General features: G+C 36.7%; 22 protein-coding genes and 1 tRNA gene. 9 read left to right on the top strand and 14 right to left on the bottom strand.

Annotated features, from left to right (window positions below):
• Nucleotides 1-996, bottom strand: a complete 996-nt coding sequence (locus tag B5X51_RS06215; protein WP_079720091.1) for an NAD(P)H-dependent glycerol-3-phosphate dehydrogenase — start codon at nt 994-996, stop codon at nt 1-3.
• A 477-nt stretch (nt 997-1,473) separates the two neighbouring features.
• On the opposite strand from B5X51_RS06215, the gene lysM reads away from it, so the two are divergent.
• On the top strand, nt 1,474-1,971 hold the full coding sequence (gene lysM / locus B5X51_RS06210; RefSeq protein ID WP_079720090.1) for a peptidoglycan-binding protein LysM: 498 nt from the start codon (nt 1,474-1,476) through the stop codon (nt 1,969-1,971).
• A gap of 162 nt (nt 1,972-2,133) precedes the next feature.
• Here lysM and nadD read toward each other — a convergent pair whose 3' ends face one another.
• Genes nadD through B5X51_RS06195 form a run of 3 tightly spaced genes read right to left on the bottom strand, consistent with a single transcriptional unit; the run spans nt 2,134 to nt 4,162 of the window.
• Nucleotides 2,134-2,718, bottom strand: coding sequence for a nicotinate (nicotinamide) nucleotide adenylyltransferase (nadD, locus tag B5X51_RS06205; protein ID WP_079720734.1), 585 nt, complete (start codon nt 2,716-2,718; stop codon nt 2,134-2,136).
• On the bottom strand, nt 2,711-3,304 hold the full coding sequence (gmk, locus tag B5X51_RS06200; RefSeq protein WP_079720088.1) for a guanylate kinase: 594 nt from the start codon (nt 3,302-3,304) through the stop codon (nt 2,711-2,713). Before gmk ends, nadD begins: the two co-directional genes overlap by 8 nt.
• Nucleotides 3,305-4,162 carry a YicC/YloC family endoribonuclease gene (locus B5X51_RS06195; RefSeq protein ID WP_079720087.1) on the bottom strand — a complete coding sequence of 286 codons (858 nt, stop codon included), beginning with the start codon at nt 4,160-4,162 and terminating at the stop codon, nt 3,305-3,307.
• Between the two features lie 147 nt (nt 4,163-4,309).
• On the opposite strand from B5X51_RS06195, the gene B5X51_RS06190 reads away from it, so the two are divergent.
• Nucleotides 4,310-4,735, top strand: a complete 426-nt coding sequence (locus B5X51_RS06190; protein WP_079720085.1) for a hypothetical protein — start codon at nt 4,310-4,312, stop codon at nt 4,733-4,735.
• A gap of 67 nt (nt 4,736-4,802) precedes the next feature.
• Here the strand turns inward: B5X51_RS06190 and B5X51_RS06185 are convergent, their stop codons facing one another.
• Nucleotides 4,803-5,771 carry a YheT family hydrolase gene (locus B5X51_RS06185; protein ID WP_079720084.1) on the bottom strand — a complete coding sequence of 323 codons (969 nt, stop codon included), beginning with the start codon at nt 5,769-5,771 and terminating at the stop codon, nt 4,803-4,805.
• 200 nt (nt 5,772-5,971) lie between these two features.
• On the opposite strand from B5X51_RS06185, the gene B5X51_RS06180 reads away from it, so the two are divergent.
• Together B5X51_RS06180 and B5X51_RS06175 are read left to right on the top strand one after the other, a co-directional pair.
• Nucleotides 5,972-6,466, top strand: a complete 495-nt coding sequence (locus tag B5X51_RS06180; protein ID WP_079720082.1) for an acyl-CoA thioesterase — start codon at nt 5,972-5,974, stop codon at nt 6,464-6,466.
• A 135-nt stretch (nt 6,467-6,601) separates the two neighbouring features.
• A complete protein-coding gene (locus tag B5X51_RS06175) occupies nt 6,602-7,168 on the top strand; it encodes a hypothetical protein (RefSeq protein WP_139374843.1) in 567 nt (188 codons plus the stop codon).
• A 7-nt stretch (nt 7,169-7,175) separates the two neighbouring features.
• Here B5X51_RS06175 and B5X51_RS06170 read toward each other — a convergent pair whose 3' ends face one another.
• From B5X51_RS06170 to B5X51_RS06160, 3 genes are read right to left on the bottom strand one after another with little or no spacing between them, the layout of a single operon-like run.
• Entirely contained in the window at nt 7,176-8,075 is a 900-nt protein-coding gene (locus tag B5X51_RS06170) for a DMT family transporter (RefSeq protein ID WP_079720079.1), read from the bottom strand.
• On the bottom strand, nt 8,068-8,421 hold the full coding sequence (locus tag B5X51_RS06165) for an arsenate reductase family protein (RefSeq protein WP_079720078.1): 354 nt from the start codon (nt 8,419-8,421) through the stop codon (nt 8,068-8,070). The genes B5X51_RS06170 and B5X51_RS06165 overlap by 8 nt, the downstream gene beginning before the upstream one ends.
• Before the next feature lie 10 nt (nt 8,422-8,431).
• Nucleotides 8,432-9,223, bottom strand: a complete 792-nt coding sequence (locus tag B5X51_RS06160; protein WP_079720076.1) for a DUF3298 and DUF4163 domain-containing protein — start codon at nt 9,221-9,223, stop codon at nt 8,432-8,434.
• 88 nt (nt 9,224-9,311) lie between these two features.
• Between B5X51_RS06160 and B5X51_RS06155 the strand changes: the two genes are divergently transcribed.
• Complete coding sequence (locus B5X51_RS06155; RefSeq protein ID WP_079720733.1) at nt 9,312-10,454, top strand: cystathionine gamma-synthase; 1,143 nt, start codon at nt 9,312-9,314, stop codon at nt 10,452-10,454.
• A 332-nt stretch (nt 10,455-10,786) separates the two neighbouring features.
• Here B5X51_RS06155 and B5X51_RS06150 read toward each other — a convergent pair whose 3' ends face one another.
• Both B5X51_RS06150 and B5X51_RS06145 read right to left on the bottom strand, forming a co-directional pair.
• Nucleotides 10,787-12,013 carry a cysteine desulfurase-like protein gene (locus tag B5X51_RS06150; protein WP_079720075.1) on the bottom strand — a complete coding sequence of 409 codons (1,227 nt, stop codon included), beginning with the start codon at nt 12,011-12,013 and terminating at the stop codon, nt 10,787-10,789.
• Complete coding sequence (locus tag B5X51_RS06145) at nt 12,013-14,406, bottom strand: S9 family peptidase (protein WP_079720073.1); 2,394 nt, start codon at nt 14,404-14,406, stop codon at nt 12,013-12,015. Before B5X51_RS06145 ends, B5X51_RS06150 begins: the two co-directional genes overlap by 1 nt.
• Before the next feature lie 142 nt (nt 14,407-14,548).
• Here B5X51_RS06145 and B5X51_RS06140 point away from each other — a divergent pair, with 142 nt between their 5' ends.
• Nucleotides 14,549-16,099 carry a M20/M25/M40 family metallo-hydrolase gene (locus B5X51_RS06140; RefSeq protein WP_079720071.1) on the top strand — a complete coding sequence of 517 codons (1,551 nt, stop codon included), beginning with the start codon at nt 14,549-14,551 and terminating at the stop codon, nt 16,097-16,099.
• An 18-nt stretch (nt 16,100-16,117) separates the two neighbouring features.
• Here the strand turns inward: B5X51_RS06140 and B5X51_RS06135 are convergent, their stop codons facing one another.
• The 4 genes from B5X51_RS06135 to B5X51_RS06120 form a co-directional block, all read right to left on the bottom strand.
• Nucleotides 16,118-17,272 (bottom strand): DUF3095 family protein, encoded by a 1,155-nt coding sequence (locus B5X51_RS06135; RefSeq protein ID WP_079720070.1) that lies wholly within the window; start codon nt 17,270-17,272, stop codon nt 16,118-16,120.
• Between the two features lie 64 nt (nt 17,273-17,336).
• The gene (locus B5X51_RS06130; protein WP_079720069.1) at nt 17,337-17,702 is read right to left on the bottom strand and encodes a hypothetical protein; all 366 of its coding nucleotides are present in this window, start codon (nt 17,700-17,702) and stop codon (nt 17,337-17,339) included.
• A 42-nt stretch (nt 17,703-17,744) separates the two neighbouring features.
• A complete protein-coding gene (locus B5X51_RS06125; RefSeq protein ID WP_079720068.1) occupies nt 17,745-18,734 on the bottom strand; it encodes a DUF1028 domain-containing protein in 990 nt (329 codons plus the stop codon).
• Nucleotides 18,735-18,826: 92 nt separating this feature from the next.
• A complete protein-coding gene (locus B5X51_RS06120; protein ID WP_079720067.1) occupies nt 18,827-19,129 on the bottom strand; it encodes a hypothetical protein in 303 nt (100 codons plus the stop codon).
• 121 nt (nt 19,130-19,250) lie between these two features.
• Here B5X51_RS06120 and B5X51_RS06115 point away from each other — a divergent pair.
• The 3 genes from B5X51_RS06115 (at nt 19,251) to B5X51_RS06105 (ending at nt 21,330) form a co-directional block, all read left to right on the top strand.
• Nucleotides 19,251-19,322: transfer RNA gene (locus B5X51_RS06115), tRNA-Arg, on the top strand.
• 327 nt (nt 19,323-19,649) lie between these two features.
• On the top strand, nt 19,650-20,249 hold the full coding sequence (gene pnuC / locus B5X51_RS06110; RefSeq protein ID WP_079720065.1) for a nicotinamide riboside transporter PnuC: 600 nt from the start codon (nt 19,650-19,652) through the stop codon (nt 20,247-20,249).
• A gap of 67 nt (nt 20,250-20,316) precedes the next feature.
• Nucleotides 20,317-21,330 carry an acyl-CoA dehydrogenase family protein gene (locus B5X51_RS06105; RefSeq protein WP_079720064.1) on the top strand — a complete coding sequence of 338 codons (1,014 nt, stop codon included), beginning with the start codon at nt 20,317-20,319 and terminating at the stop codon, nt 21,328-21,330.
• Nucleotides 21,331-21,405: the final 75 nt, after the last annotated feature.

Here is a 21,405-nt window from a genome sequence, read left to right as displayed (position 1 = left end):
TTAAGTAAGCTTCTCTGCCAGTTTCTTAATTACCTTTTTAGGGTTTTTACCTTCATAAAGAATTCCATATACTGCGTTAATTATAGGCGTTTTTGCGCCTTTATCTTTATTTATTTTATAAGCACTTTCGGTAGCGTAATAACCTTCGGCAATCATGCTCATTTCCATCTGGGCACTCTTTACAGTATAGCCTTTTCCAATCATGTTTCCGAACATACGGTTTCGGCTAAATACAGAATATCCTGTTACCAAAAGATCCCCCAGGTAAGCAGAATCGTTAATGTTACGCTTCATGCTATGTACTTTCTTAATAAAGCGTTTCATTTCTTTTATGGCATTACTCATCAATACGCTTTGAAAGTTATCTCCATAACCCAATCCGTGTGCAATTCCGGCGGCAATGGCGTAGATATTCTTCAGCATTGCTGCATATTCAGTTCCGGTAACATCATCGCTTAATTTGCACTTAATGTATTCACTGCTTAGGTTATCTGCCAGTAGTTTTGCCTTTTTCTCGTCGGTACAGGCAATGGTAAGATAAGAAAGTCTTTCCAGGGCTACTTCTTCGGCGTGACAGGGGCCTGTAATAACCCCAATATTATCTGCAGGAACATGATGATATTCTTCAAAATGTTCACCTACAATAAGGCTACTCTCGGGTACAATACCTTTAATAGCCGAAAATATGATTTTATCTTCCAGAGAAACCGTTAAAGCATCTAATTCTCTTTTCACAAATGCAGAGGGAATAGCGAAAATCAGAAAATCAGCTGCAGCTACTGTCTTGTTAATATCACTACTCAATTCTAACTGATTGACGTCAAACTCAACCGAGCTAAGGTAATTTGGGTTATGGTCCTGCTTTTTAATATGCTCAATGGCATATTCGCTGCGCATATACCAATAAATGGTATCTACATTTTCGCTAAGCATTTTTACAATTGCAGTAGCCCAGCTACCGCCGCCAATTACGGCAAACTTTGGAGACTTATCCATAGGTTGATTTTCTGTAATCCAAAAATAAACAATTTTCTAAGTATATCTAAAAAGACAGGGGTTATAAAGCATTTTATTAATGAATAGCTAAGAAATAAGAGTAAAAGTTTAACATATATAAATTTTATAGTCGGCAATTCTAATAGTTTTAGGACGTTATCATATTAACGAAGAACCTTCTTTATAAAAAGATGGATTTTCTTAGTTTTTTGGTTGGTTATTTAGTTTGAAAACCGCAAACACATAATTTGATTGTGTGTTGCGGTTTTTGTTTTTATTGGCACCGCCAAAGGGTGTAATACCCCGAGGCTTGCCTCGAAATTAGAAATTTGTTTACAACGAATGCCTAGTGCGCTTGCCCCGAGGTAGTTTACTTGAACAACATGGCAAAAAACTAACAAAGTTTTAGGACTTAAAACAGGCATAACATTCTTTTTCTTTTGTATTTTTCAATTCAATAACTTAGTAATCAGTATTATGGGAATATTTTCATTTATAAAAGATGCGGGAGAAAAAATTTTTGGTAAGGAAAAAGAGAAGGAAGAGGAACATATAGAAATTACCGAGGCCAAAAAAGAGATCATAAGAAAACAGAACGAAAAAGCTGCAGATAAGCTTTTGGAAACCATACAAGGCCTTGATTTAGCTGTAGAGAATCCGGTTATTAATATTGAAGGAAATACAGCCACAGTTTATGGCCTGGCAGATTCCCAGGCTATTCGCGAGAAAATAGTGCTCGTAATAGGTAATTCAGAAGGCATTGCGAAGGTAGATGATAGGTTAGCCGTAAAAATTGAATCGCCTGAGGCTAGTTTTCATACGGTAGAGCGTGGCGAAAACTTAAGTAAGATAGCGAAAGAACATTATAGCGATGCTAATAAATATACGGTGATTTTTGAAGCAAATAAACCAATGCTCAAAGATCCTGATAAGATATATCCCGGGCAGGTTTTACGAATTCCACGTCAGGAATAAGATATAAAGATTAAAGACTGTTTAAAGTCTTGAGGTTGTTACATTGAGGGCAGTCGACGTCCTATAGCTTGTAGTTCCACCATGAAAAAAGTAGGTTCAATCAGCTAAGCAGAACAGCTAAAATAAGATTTTAAACAGTCTTTTGTTTTAAACTTTCAAGCACTACCTATAAAAATTCATCAATTTAATATAATCCCAAACCGATTGGTTTAATAAGGGCTTAATGAATTTACCGTCTTTTACGGCTCTTCTTATAAATGTGGAAGAAATCTCAACTACCGGGGCATCTACCCGTTTAATTTTTGGATGGTCTTTAAATTCATTTTCAACTTTTCCTCCAGAAATTCGTGGATAAACATAAATTTCGTGGTTTTCTAAAATTACGTCATAATTTTTCCACTTGTGGAAGGTTTTAAGGTTATCCTCTCCCATAATTGGACAAAATTCATTGGTTGGATATTTTTCTTGAAGATGCGCCAGGGTAGTACTGGTGTAATTGGGTTTTGGTAAGTTAAACTCTACATTAGACGGCCGTAAATGCTCATAACCTTCACAAGCTTTATAAACCATATCCAGCCGGTGATGATTGTCTAAAAGTGTGCTCTTTTTTTTGTGAGGGTTATGGGGCGTGACCACAAGCCACACCTCATCTAAATCTGAAAATTCGGCCATGTGGTTAGCAATGATAAGATGCCCGATGTGAATAGGATTGAAAGTCCCAAAAAACAAGCCGATCTTCCTATTCATTTTTACCTGAATTATTTGCGCCAACATAGCTTGATACAAGCTCGTAAGCTTCTTTCAGTGCCGTACCTAAATGATGATTTTCAATAATAAAATCAAATTGTGGTGCCGTTGCCAATTCAATAGAGGCCTTGGCAACACGCATATTTATTTTATCATCGGTTTCGGTTTTACGCTTTTTCAGCCTTATTTTTAATTCTTCAATACTTGGGGGTTTTACAAAAACCGCCAGGGTTTTCTCGGGATAAATATTCTTTATATCTAATCCGCCAACTACATCTATATCAAAAATCACGTTTTTGCCTTGAGACCAAATGCGCTCTACTTCACTTTTTAAAGTTCCGTAGAAATTATCCCGATATACTTCTTCCCATTCCAGGAATTCGTCGTTTTTAATTTTCTTCTTAAAGTCTTCTAAAGATAGAAAGTAATAGTGCTGGCCATCTTTTTCATCGCCCCTGGGAGCGCGTGAGGTAGCCGAGGTTGAAAACTCTAGGTTTAATTCTTTATGCTTCAACAAATGTTGGACTATCGTTGTTTTTCCCGAGCCTGAAGGGGCCGAGAATACGATAAGTTTACCATTGCTCATTTAAAGTACGTTTAAAAGTTGTTCCTTAATTTTTTCAAGCTCGTCTTTCATTTGCACCACTAATTGTTGCATAGGGGCATAGTTAGATTTACTTCCAATAGTGTTAATTTCCCGACCCATTTCCTGAGAAATAAAACCAAGTTTCCTACCGTTTGAATCAGGCGAGTTTATACTTTCATTAAAATAAGCAAGATGATTTTCCAGTCTTACTTTTTCTTCGGTAATGTCAAATTTTTCGATGTAGTACACCAATTCCTGTTCAAAACGGTTTTCATCTACATTCTCTTTAAGATCGGCAATTCCTTTTCTTAGACGTTCCTTTACAGCATCAACTCTTTCAGGATCAATCCTTAAAACTTCCTGTAACAAAGCTTGAATATTATTCACTCTAAGTTTCAGGTCTTTCTCTAATGCTTCGCCTTCGTCTTTTCTGAATTGATTGATCTCTTCCAGCGCTTCAATCACCGCGTCTTCAATCGCTTTAAATTCAGATTCATCTATTTCTTCGCGCTCGGTGGTAACCGCATCAGGCATTCTTACTGCCATTTTTAGCAATTCGGTTTCATTGCCGTCAACAATACTTTTTAATTGTTGCATATAATTTTTAACCACCCCACGGTTTACAGAGGCGGTAGTTTCTTCGCCGGTGACCTCTACATAAAGGGAAAAATCTACTTTTCCGCGAGTAAGGGATTTTGAAATTGTATTTCTTAGTTGAAGTTCTTTTTCGCGATATTGCGAAGGAATTCTGGCGTTTACATCAAGATTTTTGCTGTTTAGCGACTTGATTTCAACGGTTACTTTTTTGGATGGGAGCTGCGTTATGCTTTTCCCAAAACCTGTCATTGACTGAATCATGAGTGATTTTTAAGCTTGTGCAAAGATAATCAATTCTATAGCAGGGCAAAGCCGGTAAAAGGGTATTTTACAGATTCTGAATTTTTTGGGTAGGTTTCGCAACCAGTCTATAAAATCTTCATCTATTAGAAACACAATCAAACTAACATGAAAAAAGCATTCATTTTAATAATAATTGGAATCACATTTTTTAACTGTTCTAATGATGACAACAACAGAAACCAAAATAATTGTGATTTTGAAACTATTATAAGCGCAGAAGAATATATAAATGCACCTGCAAACAAATTAGTAATTAATAGTTTAGTGATAATTAACGACTGTTTAAAAATTAATTTTAGTTCTGGAGGTTGTAATGGAGATACCTGGGAGTTAAAACTAATCGATTCTGGAGAAATTTTTGAATTAGAGCCGTCTCAAAGGAATTTAAGATTATCATTAAAAAATGAAGAATTATGCGAAGCCTATATTACAAAAGAATTGACGTTTGATATTTCAAACTTAAGAGGTGATGGAGATCAAATTCAATTAAACATTATAAATTCAAACGCCACCATTTTATACGAGTATTAAAACATAATCTCAGCATATAATATACAAACACCTTAATTGATTCTTCCGCTTAGTCTTTTTAGAAGATCTAGGATAGCGCGAACTTTTTTATAAACTCCAGGGCTCTTTCTTCGTGATAATAAGCTTTATTATGTTGAATATAACCTACGTGCCCACCGTGTTTAGGTGTTTCTAAATGAAGAAATTCTGAATTTCTTGCTATCTCTGTTGGGTAAGAATTCGGGGAAAGAAAAGAATCATTTTTTGCGTTTATCAGTAGCGTGGGAGTGGTAATATTGGGTAGAAAACCTATGCAGCTACACTTTTTGTAATAATCTGAAGCATTTTTAAATCCGTGGGCCTTGCTTGTGTATAATTCGTCTATGGCTAGCAAAGAATTACACTGTGTGATTTCTTTTTTACTAATTTTTTCAGGAAAATGGGTTTGCCTAAGTTGTAATTCTTTTTTCAGGTTTTTTAAAAAGCGTTTTGAATATAAGAAGTTATGTATTTTGTTGAGCTCTTCCAGAGAGGCACCAAGATCGCAGGGCGTAGAAATAGCCACTGCCGATTTAATTTCTGACGGAATAGTAGCCTGTTCCCCTAAGTACTTTAGTAGTAAATTCCCTCCAAGGCTAAATCCAATCAAATTGATTTCTTTATACTGATTTTCCTGCTGCAGATATTTAATTACCGCTTGTAGATCTTCGGTAGCACCGCCGTGATAACTGCGATAAAGGCGGTTCATTTCTCCGCTGCAACTCCTAAAATTCATAGAAACCACATCCCAACCGTGCTGCTGAAATTGCTTTGCCATTCCTAACATATAAGGACGGTTGGCATTTCCAGCAAGGCCGTGAAGCAGAATTATAACTTTATTATTTTTTGGAGAATAAAAACCACGCTCTAAATCTAAAAAGTCACCATCGCTTAATTCTATGCGATCTGTAGTATTAAAACTAAAGTCAACTTTTCTAAGCGTAGCAGCGTAAATGCTAGATACGTGAGGATTTTTAAAAATCCCGGAAGCTTTATATTTGGTTTTGAGTATAGGCATAGCCGGGCAAAGTTAAGTAGTATTATATTAAGCGAATAATCCTGAGGATAATTCTGGGAGATAATAAACTCTTTAAAGCTTGATTTCGAATAAATTTGATTCTTAAGAGAGTTTTTTAACTTCCAAATATTCCCTGGAAATTTTAATATAATTATGCGTGCATAATATTTATGCTTAGTTTTATTAAAAATTAAAAAGAAATGTATACTAAAGAATTTGAAATACGCTGGAGTGATATAGATGCCAACAGGCATTTGGCCAATACGGCTTATGTAAATTTTATGAGTCATACCAGGATGGCTTTTTTAATGGAAAACGGGTTTGGCCAGGAAGATTTGGCTAGAGAGAATATAGGGCCGGTGGTCTTTTATGAGCATATTTATTATTTTAAAGAAGTTTTTGCAGGAAAACCTATAAAAGTAACTTTACAATTAAAAGGTCTTGCAGAAGATGGTATGTACTTTGAGTTTCTGCATAATTTTTATGACGAAAATGGTCAAAATTTTGCGAGTTGTGAGATGATGGGAGCCTGGATAGACCTAAAAGAAAGAAAACTTACCAAACTTCCAAAAGCCCTACATGATAATTTAGATAGTCTTGGGCATACTGATGATTTTAAGATCTTAACTAGAGAAGACACCAGAAAATTCGGGAAACACCCACAGCACTTAGATCCAGAAAAAATAGGATTTTAGGTATGCTCTGTTTATAAATGATTAAGTTCCCCTATCAAAAAGCATAGTTTCTACATAAAACCAGAGAAAGAACAAACCCGGGAGATCCTTAGATTTTCCGGGATTGCTTTTGTGGTATTTCTAGGTACTGTACTTGTGGCTTTTCTCCTTGAATGGTATTACTTGCCATTGTTTTTAGCCCCATTAATCCTTACAGTCCTGGCACCTTTTATAGATACACCTCAAGGCAGAAAACATGGGAAATTAATCTATTACACTCCGCTTTTTATTACTGAAAAAGAAAAAAATGGAAAGATCATTATGCACGGCGGAACTTTGTTTGATTATTATTACATGATTGATAGAAACTGGAAGGGTAAGCAGCGTATTAGATTTATTCTTAATCAATATATTTTGGGCTTGATAAAACTTAGCGAATCATATAGTGCAAATGAGGCAGAGAAGATCACACTGGAAGGTACAAGCTATATTCTTAACGACAGGACTGCAGAAAAACTGGGTTTCAGTAGAAAAAGAACTAATTTATTACAGCAATTTATTCTTACTTATAATTATCTGCAAATACTCCTCGCAAATTCATTAGCGAAAGGTAAATTGAGTTTTCCTGCGATAGGCAGGGTTAGTACGTTTACAGCCCCACTTTCAGCAATAAAGGCTAATAAGAATTATCTGCGTGAGCTTGCAGAAAAACTGGAAGATTAAATTAAAACTACCTCCTAATTTCGGTTTTCTTTTTTGTTACCATATAAACTCCTACAAAAACCAAAATTGCGGCTACTGCTTTTACCATATTAAGCTCATCGGCGCCGGTCAAAATCGCATACGTAATCGCGATTAGTGGTTGGAGGTAAATAAATACACTTATGGTAGAGGCCGAAAGTTGTTTTAAAGCATAAATATTAAGTAAATAAGTAGAAAAGGTGGTTCCTGCTACTACAAAAGCCATTTTCCATATAGCATCAAACGGTAAACTTGTCCAGTTTACTTCGGTAAATTCACCAATGGTAATAGGTAAATTAATAAAAACACCGATAAGAAATAACCATTTCATTAAAGTAAGTGCGTGATATTTTGCGGTAAGTGGTTTTACTAAAATGAGGTATAGCCCGTAGCTAAAAGCGTTTACAATAAAAAGCACATTCCCTAAAGGAATATTTGGTGCATTAACGGTGCTATCTGTACTAAAAAGCACTAAAACCAATGCGCCGGCTAAACCAACAATAATTCCCATAGTTTTAAGCAAGGTAATTCTTTCTTTTATAAGAATTGATGCCAAAATGAGCACCATAACCGGTGAAAGTGTTACAATAACCGAACTATTAATAGGGGTAGAGAGGCTTAGGCCTTTAAAGAAAAACAACATATTAATTGCCATTCCAAAAACGGCACAGCCTAAAATTCTTGGCCAGTCAGAAGTTGCGATCTTTTCTTTGGGTCCCAGCCAGCTAATTCCCCAAAACAGGATAGCTGCACCAAAAACCCTTAAAAAGATAAACCCGAAAGGTTCAATATAAGTGGGCATTACGCCTTTGGCAATCGTATGGTTAAGTCCGTAGATCGCACTTGCACCAATGGCTGCTAAGATGGCCCAAATACGTTTGTTATCCATGCACCGCTGCTTTGGCCGCCGCAACGGTTTTTTTAGAATTTCCTATAAAAATTTCATCATCATTAATAATCATCGGTCTTTTTAGAAAAGTATAATGATCCAGGATTAGATCTTTATAATCGGCTTCAGAGAGTTCTTTTTTGTTCAATTCCCTTTCGCGATAAAGGCGTGCTCTTCGGCTAAATAAAGCTTCATAACTTCCTGAAAGCGCTTGCATTTCTTCTATTTGCTCTGTAGTAATTTCCTCTACTTTGATATCCTGAAGCTCAAACGAATCTGGTAATTCCAGTTCTTTTAATATCTTCTGGCAGGTGTTGCAGCTTGAAAGATGATATACTTTTTTCATTAGTTTTTATTTAGTAAATAAGCCACTGTGCTACTTTGTTCTTCGGAAAAGATAGGTTTAATTCTCCTTCAGCATAACTGGCAGCTTCATAACGATTATAGACCAGGATCACCCTATTTTTGGTGACCGCTATATTTTCTGGAAGTGCAAATTTATCATTTTCAAAGAAAAATCCTTTGGCATTTATGTTTCCTCCTTCCGGAATTTTATATTTTTTTCTGAATTCCTTTTCAGCAAAATTCTTAAAAGCATCAAGATTTGAGAACAGATCTTCTTTTGTTAGCAATTCGCCTGAAGCAATATCAAAATTAGCAAACCGTTTAGCGCCATAGCCATGTGCACCACCGGTAAAAATGTAGAAATCTGTTTCCAGAACTAATAAATCTTTAGTTTGGCTCAAAACCGATTGGGAAATTTCAACTTCGTAACCAATAGCAGAATTTGGAAAATCGTTTTTAAAATTCTGATAATCTTTAATAAATTCTTCTACCGCGCCTTTAATATTCTCGGTCTTGCTGCCTTCTTCAGTGTTATCTAATATCTGTATAAGATTTTTTTCATTATAGCGATTCATAGCCAGAGCAGCTTCACGATCTTCTCTAAACTTTAAATAATTGACCCTTATTTTAGGGCATTTCACCCCTTTACAAGCTTCAAAATCTTTAGGTAACAAGCCTTCGTCGTAAAAACTTAAGGCTTCGGTATCGCCTTTAACCTGTTTTACGCTGGCATCAGACTTTTCATCACGGCAGGCGCTGAATAATATGAAAATAACAAGGAGAGAAAATATATTTCGATACATAAAAAAAGCTGTTAAATACTTGAATAAAGATATGCCTATTTTGTTTAAACACAATGAGCCTACTACATTTGCTGTAAACCCAGGAGATATGAAATTTAATACCAAAACAATACATGGAGGCCAGGAAAATATAGATCCGGCGTACGGTTCTGTAATGCCGCCAATCTATCAAACCAGTACTTATTCGCAAAGTACGCCTGGTGGCCATAAAGGATTTGAATATTCGCGAAGTGCAAATCCTACAAGAACCGCTCTCGAGAAGTCTTTGGCGAGTATTGAGAATGGTAAATTTGGTCTTGCATTTGGCTCTGGTCTTGCGGCTATAGATGCTGTTTTAAAGCTTTTTAAACCCGGGGATGAGGTTATTACAACTAACGATCTTTATGGCGGGTCTTATCGTTTGTTTACTTCCATTTTTGAAAAGATGGGGATTAAATTCCATTTTATAGGAATGGGGAAAGCTGGCAATATTGAAAGTTTTATTAACGAAAACACTAAAATGCTTTGGATAGAAACGCCAACCAACCCCATGATGAATATTATTGATATTGAAGCGGTGGGTAAAATTGCAAGGGCAAACAATTTGTTGCTTGCAGTAGATAACACTTTTGCTACGCCATATTTACAACAACCTTTGGAGCTTGGGGCCGATATTATAATGCATAGTGCTACAAAATATTTGGGAGGCCATAGTGATGTAGTTATGGGGAGTTTAGTAGTGAATGATGAAAAATTAGCGGAGAAACTCTACTTTATTCAAAAGGCGAGTGGTGCTATTTGCGGGCCACAAGATAGCTTTTTGGTATTGCGCGGAATAAAGACCCTGCATCTTAGAATTCAGCGTCACTGCGAAAATGGAGCAACAATCGCGAAATTTCTAAAAACACATCCAAAAGTAGGAAAGGTTTACTGGCCGGGCTTTGAAGATCATCCAAACCACGATATTGCGAGAAAGCAAATGAAAGATTTTGGCGGAATGATCTCTTTTACCACCATAGAAAACACGCTGGAGAGTGCTACCAAAATAGTGGAAAATCTAAAAGTATTTACCTTGGCAGAATCGCTTGGTGGCGTAGAATCTTTAGCCGGGCATCCTGCGAGTATGACTCATGCTTCTATTCCGAAAGAAGAAAGAGCAAAAACCGGAGTGGTAGATTCTCTAATTAGGTTAAGTGTAGGAATTGAAGATGAAGAAGATCTAATAAACGATTTGAAGCAAGCTTTGGGATAATAATTTCGATTTTTGAGAGAAAATTTAAAAGCCTTGAAAAATTAAATTAGAATCGTCATTATGATCCCGGTTTTTAGCGGGAGAAGTAATCTTTCGATTTGTAGTAAAGGATATATAGATTACTTCACTCCGTTCGTAATGAATTTTATATCAGTAAATTAAGTCAATAAATAAACCGTTATTCTGAATTTATTTCAGAATCAAACAGGTTAGAATCCCGAAGTTCATTCGGGATAAAGTCTGAAACAATCCCGACGCTTCGGTACAGCTTGACGAACTTAAAATAGAGATTTCTAATTATAATCAATTAGAAATAAGTTACCGCGATTTGACTAAATCACTTTCTTTAAAACCCAAATCAATCTTTTTACTTCATCTAGCGAATTATAATGCACCAGGCTAACTCTTACCACACCGTTTTTTTCTTTTAAACCTGCATCTTCAATTAGTTTTTTGGCGTAAAAATCTCCGAATCTAATCCCTATGCGGTAATCATCTACTCTTTCAACAATTTCATCACTTTTCATTTTACTGTGCACAAATGAAATAGTGGGTACTCTTTGTTCCCTATCGGCAGTATCCTTACCAATAATTTTAACGTCTGGATGTTCGGTTAAATAATTAATCAGGGGTTTGCAAATTCGTTCTTCGTACTTGCTAATATTTTCAAAGACTTTATCCATTTTTTCCTGAAAATCAATCTTTTTTGCTTTTGGAAATTCGTGTTTGAATAACTGTTCAAAATACTCTGTTATTCCCAATAGACTATACGTGAGTTCAAAGTTCAAATTTCCCGGTTGGAATTTATAAGGAACATCTTTTTTCGTGAAAAAGTAATGGTTTATACCTTCCATTTTGTATAACTGATTATACCTCCCATACATAACCGCCAAATGCGGTCCGTAGGTTTTATACCAGCTAAATACATAAAAATCTACATCCAGCTTCCTAACATCTACGCGCCTGTGGGGAGCATAAGCCACTCCATCTACACAAATAAGTGCGCCAGCTTTATGTACAGTTTTTGCAATTTCTTTAATAGGATTTATACTTCCTAAAATATTAGAAGCGTGGGTTACGGCTACTAGCTTAGTGCGCTTTGTTAGCAATTTGTTGAGGTCACTTATTTCAAGCTCCAGACTTTCGGGATTTGCTTTCCAAACCTTTACATTTATTCCTTTATCCTTTAGATCTGTCCAGGGAGAAACATTGGCCTCGTGATCTGTATTTGTTACAATCACCTCGTCTCCTTCCTGCCATTGCTTACTAATACAAATGCTTAAAATTCGTAAAAGCATAGTTGAAGAAGGCCCAATAACCACCTCCTCAGTTTTGCCCGCATTTATATATTTACAAACCTGTTTGGTGGCATAATTGAGTTTTTCTCCGGCTTCCCGGGAAACTTTATACGAAGCCCCAAGCTGAACATTATGATGTAATAAATATCCACTGATGCGTTCTGCTACTTTTTTTAAAGTTTGGGAACCGCCGGCATTATCCATAAAAGTGAATTCTCTTTCCAATGCCGGAAATTGCTTTCTTACATATTCAATATCCATTAGTCTAAGAGGCTTTCGTTGAACAATTCAAGAATTCTTCTGTATTCATCGGTCCAACTGCTGGGTTCCACAAAACCGTGATCTTCTACGGGGTAAATTGCCATTTCCCAGTCTTCTTTCCCTAATTCGATTAAACGTTGCGAAAGCCTAACCACATCCTGAAAATGAACATTTACATCTACCATTCCGTGGGCGATCAATAAATCACCTTCCAGGCCTTCAGCAAAATAAATTGGAGAAGATCTTCTGTAGGCAATAGGATCTGCTGCTGGTTCATTTAAAATATTAGAAGTATAGCCATGATTATAATGCGCCCAATCGGTTACCGATCTTAACGCAGCACCGGCTTTAAAAGTTTCAGCTTCGTTAAACATTCCCATTAAAGTGATAAAGCCGCCATAACTTCCACCGTAAATTCCTACTTTTTCAGGATTTATTCCGTGATTTTCAACTAAATATTCCACACCGTCAACCTGGTCAGAAAGGTCTTTTCCGCCCATGTGGCGGTAAATTCCTGTTCTCCAGTCACGACCGTAACCTGCACTTCCGCGGTAATCAATGTCGATTACAGTGTACCCTAGATCTGTTAAAAGATTATGGAACATATATTCTCTAAAATAACTGCTCCACCATTTGTGTACATTTTGCAGGTAACCGGCGCCATGAACAAAAACCACAGCGGCATTGTTTTTTACATCAGCTTCCGGTTTATATAACCTGGCAGGAACCATAGCGCCATCTTCGGCTTCAAACTCTATTAATTCAGGTACTCTCCATGCGTAGTTGCTAAATGCTTCAGACTGTCCTTCTGTTAGTTGATTGGCTTCCGCATTTGCTTTTGTTTTCTTTAAATATAGCTCCCAGGGTTTATTGCTATAGGAATGTAAAATGGCCATGTTTTTTTCATCGGGAGAAAGGTAAACATCGTTGTTACCTTCCATTTGAGTCAGTTTTTCCATCTTACCGCCCATCACCGGCATTTTATAAAAATGACGTTCGCCGGGTCCAACTTCTGAAGTGGTTAAAAACCAATGTTTTTTATTATTGGAAAGTTTCGGGTCAAAAACTTCAAAATCACCCTGAGTTAGCGCTTTTTTCTTCCCAGAAGTAACATCTAACAGGTAAAGATGAGAATATCCTGTTTCTTCACTCTTAAAGTAAATATGTTTATTATCTGGTAGCCATCCCATTTCTTCACCCCCGTAAAAAGTATAACCAATTCCCGGCCCCGCAATCCAGGCTTCGTCACGCTGGCGGTCTAAAGTATTTAACTCGCCGGTTTCCAGGTTAATTTTAGCGATCCAGCGATCTTTGTTGTCTTTAGAACGAATGTTAACCACGGCGTGTTCCCCATTGTCTGAAAAATAAACGGTGGTTGGAACCACTTCTCTCTCGGTTTCTTCCCATTCTTTATCTGGGTAATCTTTTACGTAATCAGGTAGATCTGTAATTCCGGGTAATTCACTTGTTTTTAGCGTGTAAACGGTATCTTTTTCAAAGTTGTAGATAGCAAGTTCAACTTTAGTTTCATTTTCGCCCACTTTACTTCTAGCAGGTAGGTTTGCGGTGTAACCAGATTCATCTACATAATCTGGAACATTGGTGCTTTCTCCGCGCTCGCGGCTAATGAGTTTAAATGTTGCGAAATTTGCATTTGGAGAAACTTGTAAACTGCTAATATTACGGTCTTCCAGGTAAAATGTAAAGATTTCCTCTTCTGCAGTAGCTTCACGATAAGCCTCTGTATTATCTTCTTCGGTTTTTCGCTGATTTACAACTTGTAGAAGTTCCAGGTTTTCATCCCTTACCCAGGCATCTTTTTCTGAAATTTCCTTTTCTTTCCTATCTTTTGCTTTCCCACTTTCAATATTGGTAAGTTGCTTAATGCTGCCTGCTTTTCTATTGTAGACAAAAGCGTTTTCACCCACAGTGAAGCTAATTTTATCTTCGTCAGCTAAAAATACAGGATTTTGAATAGATTGTGAAAGGTCTAAGAGCTCGGTGGTTTTTCCGGTTTTTATGTTGTAAAGCTTAAGATTTCCATTTTCGCTAAAAATCTTTCTACTTCTATCATTATTGAAATCTCCATACCGGGGACTCAGGTTTTGTTCTTCTTCCAGACTTACCTTACTTATTTTTGAAGTATTGCTCAATTCAATTTTATAAAGTGAATCATTGTTATTCTTCTCGGGATTGTAATTAAAGTAAATTGTCTCACTATCTGCACTCCACTTTACATTAGAGGGGAAATTTCCCATCCAATTAGGATCTTGCATAATTTTTTCTACCGAAAGTTCACTGGTTTGAGAAATTGCGGTAAAACCGAAATTTAGGAGTGTTAAAAAGAGAACGTAAAATTTAAATTTGAAGGAATAAGCTGAAATTTTTTTCATCAATTTAAGGAGTTGTGGGGTTATTTTTTAATAGCAGTGGCAATATAGTTAAATTGTCAAAAATGATAAAGAATAAGCGTGAAGTTGGAATAGATATAATTGATATATTTAGGCTTAATTTTAAAAAATTGATTAAAACAGTATGAAGAAAAATTTACGCACACTTTTTAGTTTATTTCTTGTGGCTGGCACATTACAGGTGCAGGCTCAGAAAGAAATGGTAGACAAAATTGTAACCGAGGTCAATGAAAATTCAAAATTAGAAGAGCTTGCCCACGAAATGGTAGATGTGGTTGGACCTAGATTGGTAGGAACACCACAAATGAAAAACGCACATGATTGGGCGGTAAAAAAATATGATAGCTGGGGAATTTCTGCAGAAAATCAGGAATATGGAACCTGGCGTGGTTGGGAACGTGGGATTACCCATATAGATCTTGTAGAACCAAGAGTGAGAACACTACATGGGCGGCAATTAGCCTGGAGCCCTTCTACAGGGAAAAAGGGAGTAACTGCAGAGGTAGTGATTTTACCTGAAGCAGCAGATTCCGCTGCGTTTGCCGAAATGCTTTCTTCGGTAAAAGGAAAATTTGTGATGATCTCGGTAAATGAACCTACGGGGAGACCTCCTTATAACTGGGAAGAATGGGCCACAGAAAAATCCTGGAAAAATATGCAGGAAAGTATAAAAGAAACCGATTCTCTATGGAGAAGTAGAATTCAAAAAACCGGCTATAGTTACCGTGAACTCCCAAAAGTGTTGGAAGAAGCGGGTGCAGTAGGTATTGTTACTTCTAACTGGTCTCACGGTTTTGGGGCAAATAAAGTTTTTGGTGCCTATACCAACGAGATTCCAACAATAGATCTTGCTTTGGAAGATTACGGATTGCTTTATCGTTTAGCTGAAAATAATAACGCTCCGGAAATAAAAGTGGTTGCCCAATCTAAAGATCTTGGTGAAGTACCAACATTTAATACTATTGCAAGGATTGAAGGTAGCGAAAAACCTGAAGAATATGTTATTCTTTCAGCGCATTTTGATTCCTGGGATGGCGGGACCGGAGCAACCGATAATGGTACCGGGACAATGGTTATGATGGAGACCATGCGAATCCTTAAAAAACTATATCCAAACCCGAAGCGAACTATTATTGCCGGGCATTGGGGTAGTGAAGAACAGGGACTTAATGGTTCTCGTGCTTTTGTAAAAGATAATCCTGAGATTGTGGCTAATGTACAGGCTTTATTCAACCAGGATAATGGAACCGGAAGGGTTAAGAATATTAACGGACAGGGGTTTTTACACGCCTATGATTTTATAGGAAGTTGGTTGGAGCCGGTTCCTCAGGAAATTAAATCTGAGATTGAGACTTCTTTCCCCGGAACACCTTCCAGCGGTGGAACAGATCATGCTTCTTTTGTGGCTGCCGGAGCGCCTGCATTTATGTTAAGATCTTTAAACTGGTCTTACTGGGACTATACCTGGCATACCAATTTAGATACTTACGATAAAATTGTTTTTGATGATGTGCGTAGCAATATAATTCTAACTGCGATTATGACTTATATGGCTAGTGAAGATCCTGAAACTACTTCACGAGAGAAAGCCGTTTTACCAATTAACAGAAGAACAGGTGAGCAAATGACCTGGCCGGAACCAAGAGACGCTGAAAGGAAAGGCGGATTGGATTAAAAATTAAAACAACGGCAGTTAATTCTGAAATTTCAATTTCAGTTGATTAGCTGCCTTTGTATATCCTCCATTGCCACCATCTATAAAATGAATGTGCTGGTCTGTGCTCATATCTTTTACATAACAAGACATAATGCTTTCCTGGCTCACATGATAACCGTATTTAATAAGCTTGAGATTCTCCAATTTATCTAAATACGCTATTAGCTTTTTACGCTGATCGCTGGTACCTGTAATTACTGTATTTATACGACCATCCAGAGTAAGGTTGTCAGAAAGCTCTACGAGTTTTTGAAGGTAGTTTTGTCCGGCATTGGTGTTTTTGAGATATAATTCACCAAAATTGGCTACCATAAAACTTCTTATAAACTCAGGAAAACTCCATTTTCCCAGTTTGGTTTTCATCTCATCCTTAATTCTCTTTAAACCCGATTTTATTTTGAGTTTTTTTACAGAAATTGGCTTTCTACGTCCTATAGAACCGTAAATTTCATCTATCGTAGCCATTATTTTGGAGTATATTCTGGAGAAATCTGCTTCTTCACAACCTGAAATAATTAGGCTTATAACTTCCTGGTTTGAATTAGGTGGCTTCACCTTATCCCATTTACATTCCATTCCGGAAAGATTCAACGCAGTTTCATCTGCAATAAATTGCTCAGAAAATTGCTCATTTTTGATTATTTCCTCAGCATAGTGGAGTCCGTTGCCGAGCACAACAGGGATATTTAAAACCTCGTTAGCTTTTACTCTAGCTACTTTTAGATCTATATTCTTATTATAAATCTCTTCAATTCTAATACTACCTATGGCTAGACTAAAACCAAAATTTTTCCTTGTATTCTTATTGTGTTTATCTAATACAGTTAAAGATTTCTCGCGTATGCTGTTGGGAACAAGAAAGGTGGCTCCATCGCCACCAAAAAAGAAAGGAACATTTATACCGTATGCTTCAGCCAGATTCAATATAGCAATTACACAACCGGTTGCTACGAGATTTACCTGGTTATGGGCTCCATTCTTAACGGCCTGAGTAGAATTCCGAATATCTGCAACGAGAATATACCAATCTTCAGGTATTGAGGCGAAATTATCTTTATCTCCAATTAGTGAACTAATGGAAATACCATGAACCTTGAGATCTGAATAGAAACTAGTACTGGTGGCTTGCATATATTTTAGGTCGCAACAAAAGCAAAATAATTTCTATTTGATTTCGAAGGAATGAAAAGAGACTTTAGTTTAGTTCTCCCCCTACAGGAATACTGCAGTCATGATAAGGTTCCCCGTGTGGAGGATTTTTAGTGGGTTTATCTCCCTTTACTCTAATTGGAGAAGAGGTCATTTCCTGTTGGGTATTTGATGTACTGTTGGCTCCGGTTAAAGAAGCGCCAACCGGCATATCGCAACGGTGTCCCGGTTCTCCGTGTGGTGGATTAACATCTGGGATTTCTCCATTTCCAGGCGTGTTCCCAGTCATTTGAGTATTGGTTGTTGTTTGGGTTTCTTCAGAAGTTTTTTCTTCAGCGTCTTTACAAGACGTAAAAGCTGTAAGTGATACAACGGCAATTCCCAATAGAATTTTATTAAAAGTAATTTTCATAACAATGATATTTAGATTTTAAAGATACTAATTCCTGGGAGATTAGTTTACGAGCATTTCCAGCTCCTTTACCGTCACTTCAATAAGTCCGGCTTTTGGTAAGCGCTTTAGCATAATTCTCCAGTTTTCATCTTCATCAAAGATTCTATCAAAAATTTGCTTTGCTTCTTCAAGCCTATCGCTATTGGCAAGTGCTACTGCTTTCCAGAAACGCATTTCCAGGTTTTCAGGAAACATATTCTCGGCTGTGCTGTATTGTTTTAAAGCTTCTTCTACATTTCCTTTTTCCATAGCAAGATCACCACGGTTCATAAATTGGTAAGCTCTTGCTGTTTTTAGCAGTCTGGCTAGCTCTTCTACCGGGTTTTCGTGATCGTCTACTCTTAGATCTATTTTTTTATCCTTCCAGATTTCTTCCACTTTATCTGGTCCTACCACAATTAATGCGGCCGATTGTTTTCCGCGGATGTCCCCACCTGCTTTTTGAGCAGCTTTTAAAACCGCAACCACTCTTTCGGCTAAAGGTAAATTCATGTTTTCGGTAAAGGCTTTAGCCATTTCAGGCACAACTTTATCATTTAACATCATATTTGCCTGAACCGAAAAATTATCACCCGTAATGTGCCTGGCTTCAGCTACGCAATTCTTCCCGGTATAAGCGGCATTTTGTCCAGATTTACTCAAGATGGCAAGTTGTCTGAAATCACGACCTTCATCATTATTGATAAGGGTTTCTAATGCTTCTTCTGGAGTGTGGCCATGGTTTAGGAGTTTAAGCCCTTCCGGGCCAAAAGCAGGATTTACAAAAGATTGAGTGGCGATTACACCAACGCCAGATTTCCCCCAGGCTACCAATGGGCCAACTGAAAACCAATGACTTTGAACGCCCACAGCCATCTCGCCGGTTTTTGCATCCCTGGCTACAATAGAGTAAGTATGTGCAAAAGCGTCTCCGCTAATTTTAGAGTTTTGGGCTTTGCTATTTAAAGTAGAGATAAATAGTAAAACGCTACAGAGTAAAAATTGCTTCATAACGCAGGTTTCTGATTAAAAGTTAAAGATAGCGAAACTCTACTGAATTAATTTCCACAGTAGTTTATAATCTTCAGGGAAGACACAGAAGTCTACTGCTCTTTCACTTCTGTAACCAGAATATAGAGAGGGCCACCATCTACAGGATAACCATCTATTCTTGATCCAGAAATTGTGACTTCTTTTCCAACAAACTTATCTAGTTCAATTTTCTCACTTTTTAAGGCATAAAATTCATCCTCTGTATTTAAAGTATGTGTGCCGTATTGATAAGAAGTAATCCCCTGACTTTGTATTGTACCGGTAAGTTCTATTTGATCTTCTGGTTCTTGCCTTTCACAAGTACTGGCAAAGAAAATGAGTGCGGTAAAAATGCTTATGGCAAAAACTTTCATGAAATTTTATTTTAAAAATGATAATAGAATTAAAGTTAATAAAAGCCGGGAAACTGCTTGAAGTTTTAAGTTATAATATGATGAATTTCTGAAAACATTATTATTTTTGTGCCTCTTACAGGGCCTCGTAGTTCAACGGATAGAATAGAAGTTTCCTAAACTTTAGATCCAGGTTCGATTCCTGGCGAGGCTACTTTTATACTGCATTTATTAAAAGCATTAAAAACTTCTGAAACTTCATAAATAAACTATAGTTTTGCACCTGAAATGGGGTGCTTGCCATAAGGCAGGCTGAGATGATACCCGGGAGTTTTACTCGATAATCGAGATTAAAATAGGCATGTTTTTTTCTCGAATCAAGATTCATTTTTCTAAAAATGTTTTCTTAGGCTTTGCCCCGATGTAATTTACTCTGAACCTGATCTGGATAATACCAGCGTAGGAATTTTCTAAGTTGAATTTGTATTTCTGCAACTTTTAGCTACTTCATCACCTCATTTCATTGTAAACTTTGGATACAATGATAGAGGATTTCTTTACAAAACTTGTTTGGTTACAAGCCCTGGGAACCACTTTTGGAGTGGTTCAGGTGCTTTTGGCAAGAAAAAACAATATTCATAATTATTTATTTGGGATTGTTTCTATCCTAATAAGTCTGTGGGTTCTTTACCAGTCAAAATTATATGCTGATATTCTTTTAAACCTTTATTATTTGGTAATGAGTATCTATGGCTGGTTTTTCTGGAAATTCGGAAGTCAAAAGGAAGAAACTCCTATTTCCTATTCCAGCAAATTAGAACACTTAAAAGCTATAGGAATAGTATTAGGGTGTTTTACGTTAATGAGTTACTGGCTTCGTTTTCATACCAATTCTGATGTCCCTTTTTGGGATGCCTGGGTGAGCGCATTTGCCTGGGCGGGGATGTGGCTTATGGCCAAAAGAAAAATGGAGAATTGGATTTTCTTAAATATCAGCAATATTATTTCTATTCCTTTGCTTATTTATAAAGACTTATATGTGTATGCCGCATTAACTGTTTTTCTATTTATAGTAGGAACTTCAGGATACTTTAAATGGCGAAAAATTGTCAAAGCCCATAATAGGCAATTAACAGCTTAATATAAATCGTCCTATAATTTTTAGTTCATTTTGAAAAGTGTGAGTTTAATGTTTAAATTATTGTTTAATGATAGAAGAGCATTTACAACAAGACCTTAGCGAATTGTGTTTTGGTAAAACTATTTTTCCTGAAAAAGTTTTAAGCTGGATTGCGAAAGAGAATCTTTGGAATATTTGGGTGCCTAAAAATTATGGCGGACTTGAACTTTCCCTTTCCGAAGGGCTTTCCAGGCTTCAGGAACTCGCAAGAATTGATGGCAGCCTGGGGTGGACGCTTACCCTATGCAGTGGTGCCAATTACTTTATAGGAAACCTGCAACCGGAAACTGCAGGCGAAATATTTCAGAGTTCTAAAACTACTGTTTTAGGAGGTAGCGGAGGAGTTTTTGGTAAAGCTGAAAAAATTGATGATCATTATAAAATTTCCGGAACCTGGCGTTATGCTACCGGCGCAACTTATTTAACCCACTTCACTTTGAATGCAGAAATTCAGGAAAATGGCCAACCTTTATTTAATGAAGATGGTTCTCCAAAAGTATTATCGTTCGTAATTCCGCGGGAAAAAGTTGAGATTATTAAAGACTGGAATAGTATGGGGTTAAAAGCTTCTAGCACAGATTCCTTTAAAGTAGAAGGTATTTTGGTTCCTGAAACTTATAGCTTTAAATACAATCAATTTTACCAACCCCAGGATATTTTTAAGATTCCATTTTCGGTATTTGCTGATCTAACACTTTGGGTAAATTATATTGGTATGGCTGAGCATTTTTTGGCAGAAGCTCGTAAAGTTAAGTCCGGAAAAAATTTGGAAGCCTTAGCTGAAACGCTCTCTAAAGCTAATTTAAAAGTAGCTGCGCATGCAAAAGTAATTGAAGCTAATATTAAATCAGAAATCAGTATTCATCATCAATATATAGAGGAGGTTCATTCTTCAGCTTCAAATTCAGTAAAAAGCATTTCAAGGGATATAATGGAAATATTTCCTTATTTGGGGGTTAAAGCGAGTAGAAATGATGAACTTCTAAATCAAATTTTTCGCGATTACTTTACAGCGACACAACATCATATTTTCACTAAATAAAGTTGATAAAACGCTAAGATTTAAAGGTATTTCATCTATTTAGTTGTAGAAAATGATTATCATGCTAAAGACGGT

The sequence above is a fragment of the Salegentibacter holothuriorum genome, assembly GCF_900168045.1.
Classification (GTDB): domain Bacteria; phylum Bacteroidota; class Bacteroidia; order Flavobacteriales; family Flavobacteriaceae; genus Salegentibacter; species Salegentibacter holothuriorum.
The sequence above is the reverse complement of the archived record's forward strand: the minus strand, read 5'-3'. Positions and strand labels throughout refer to the sequence as shown.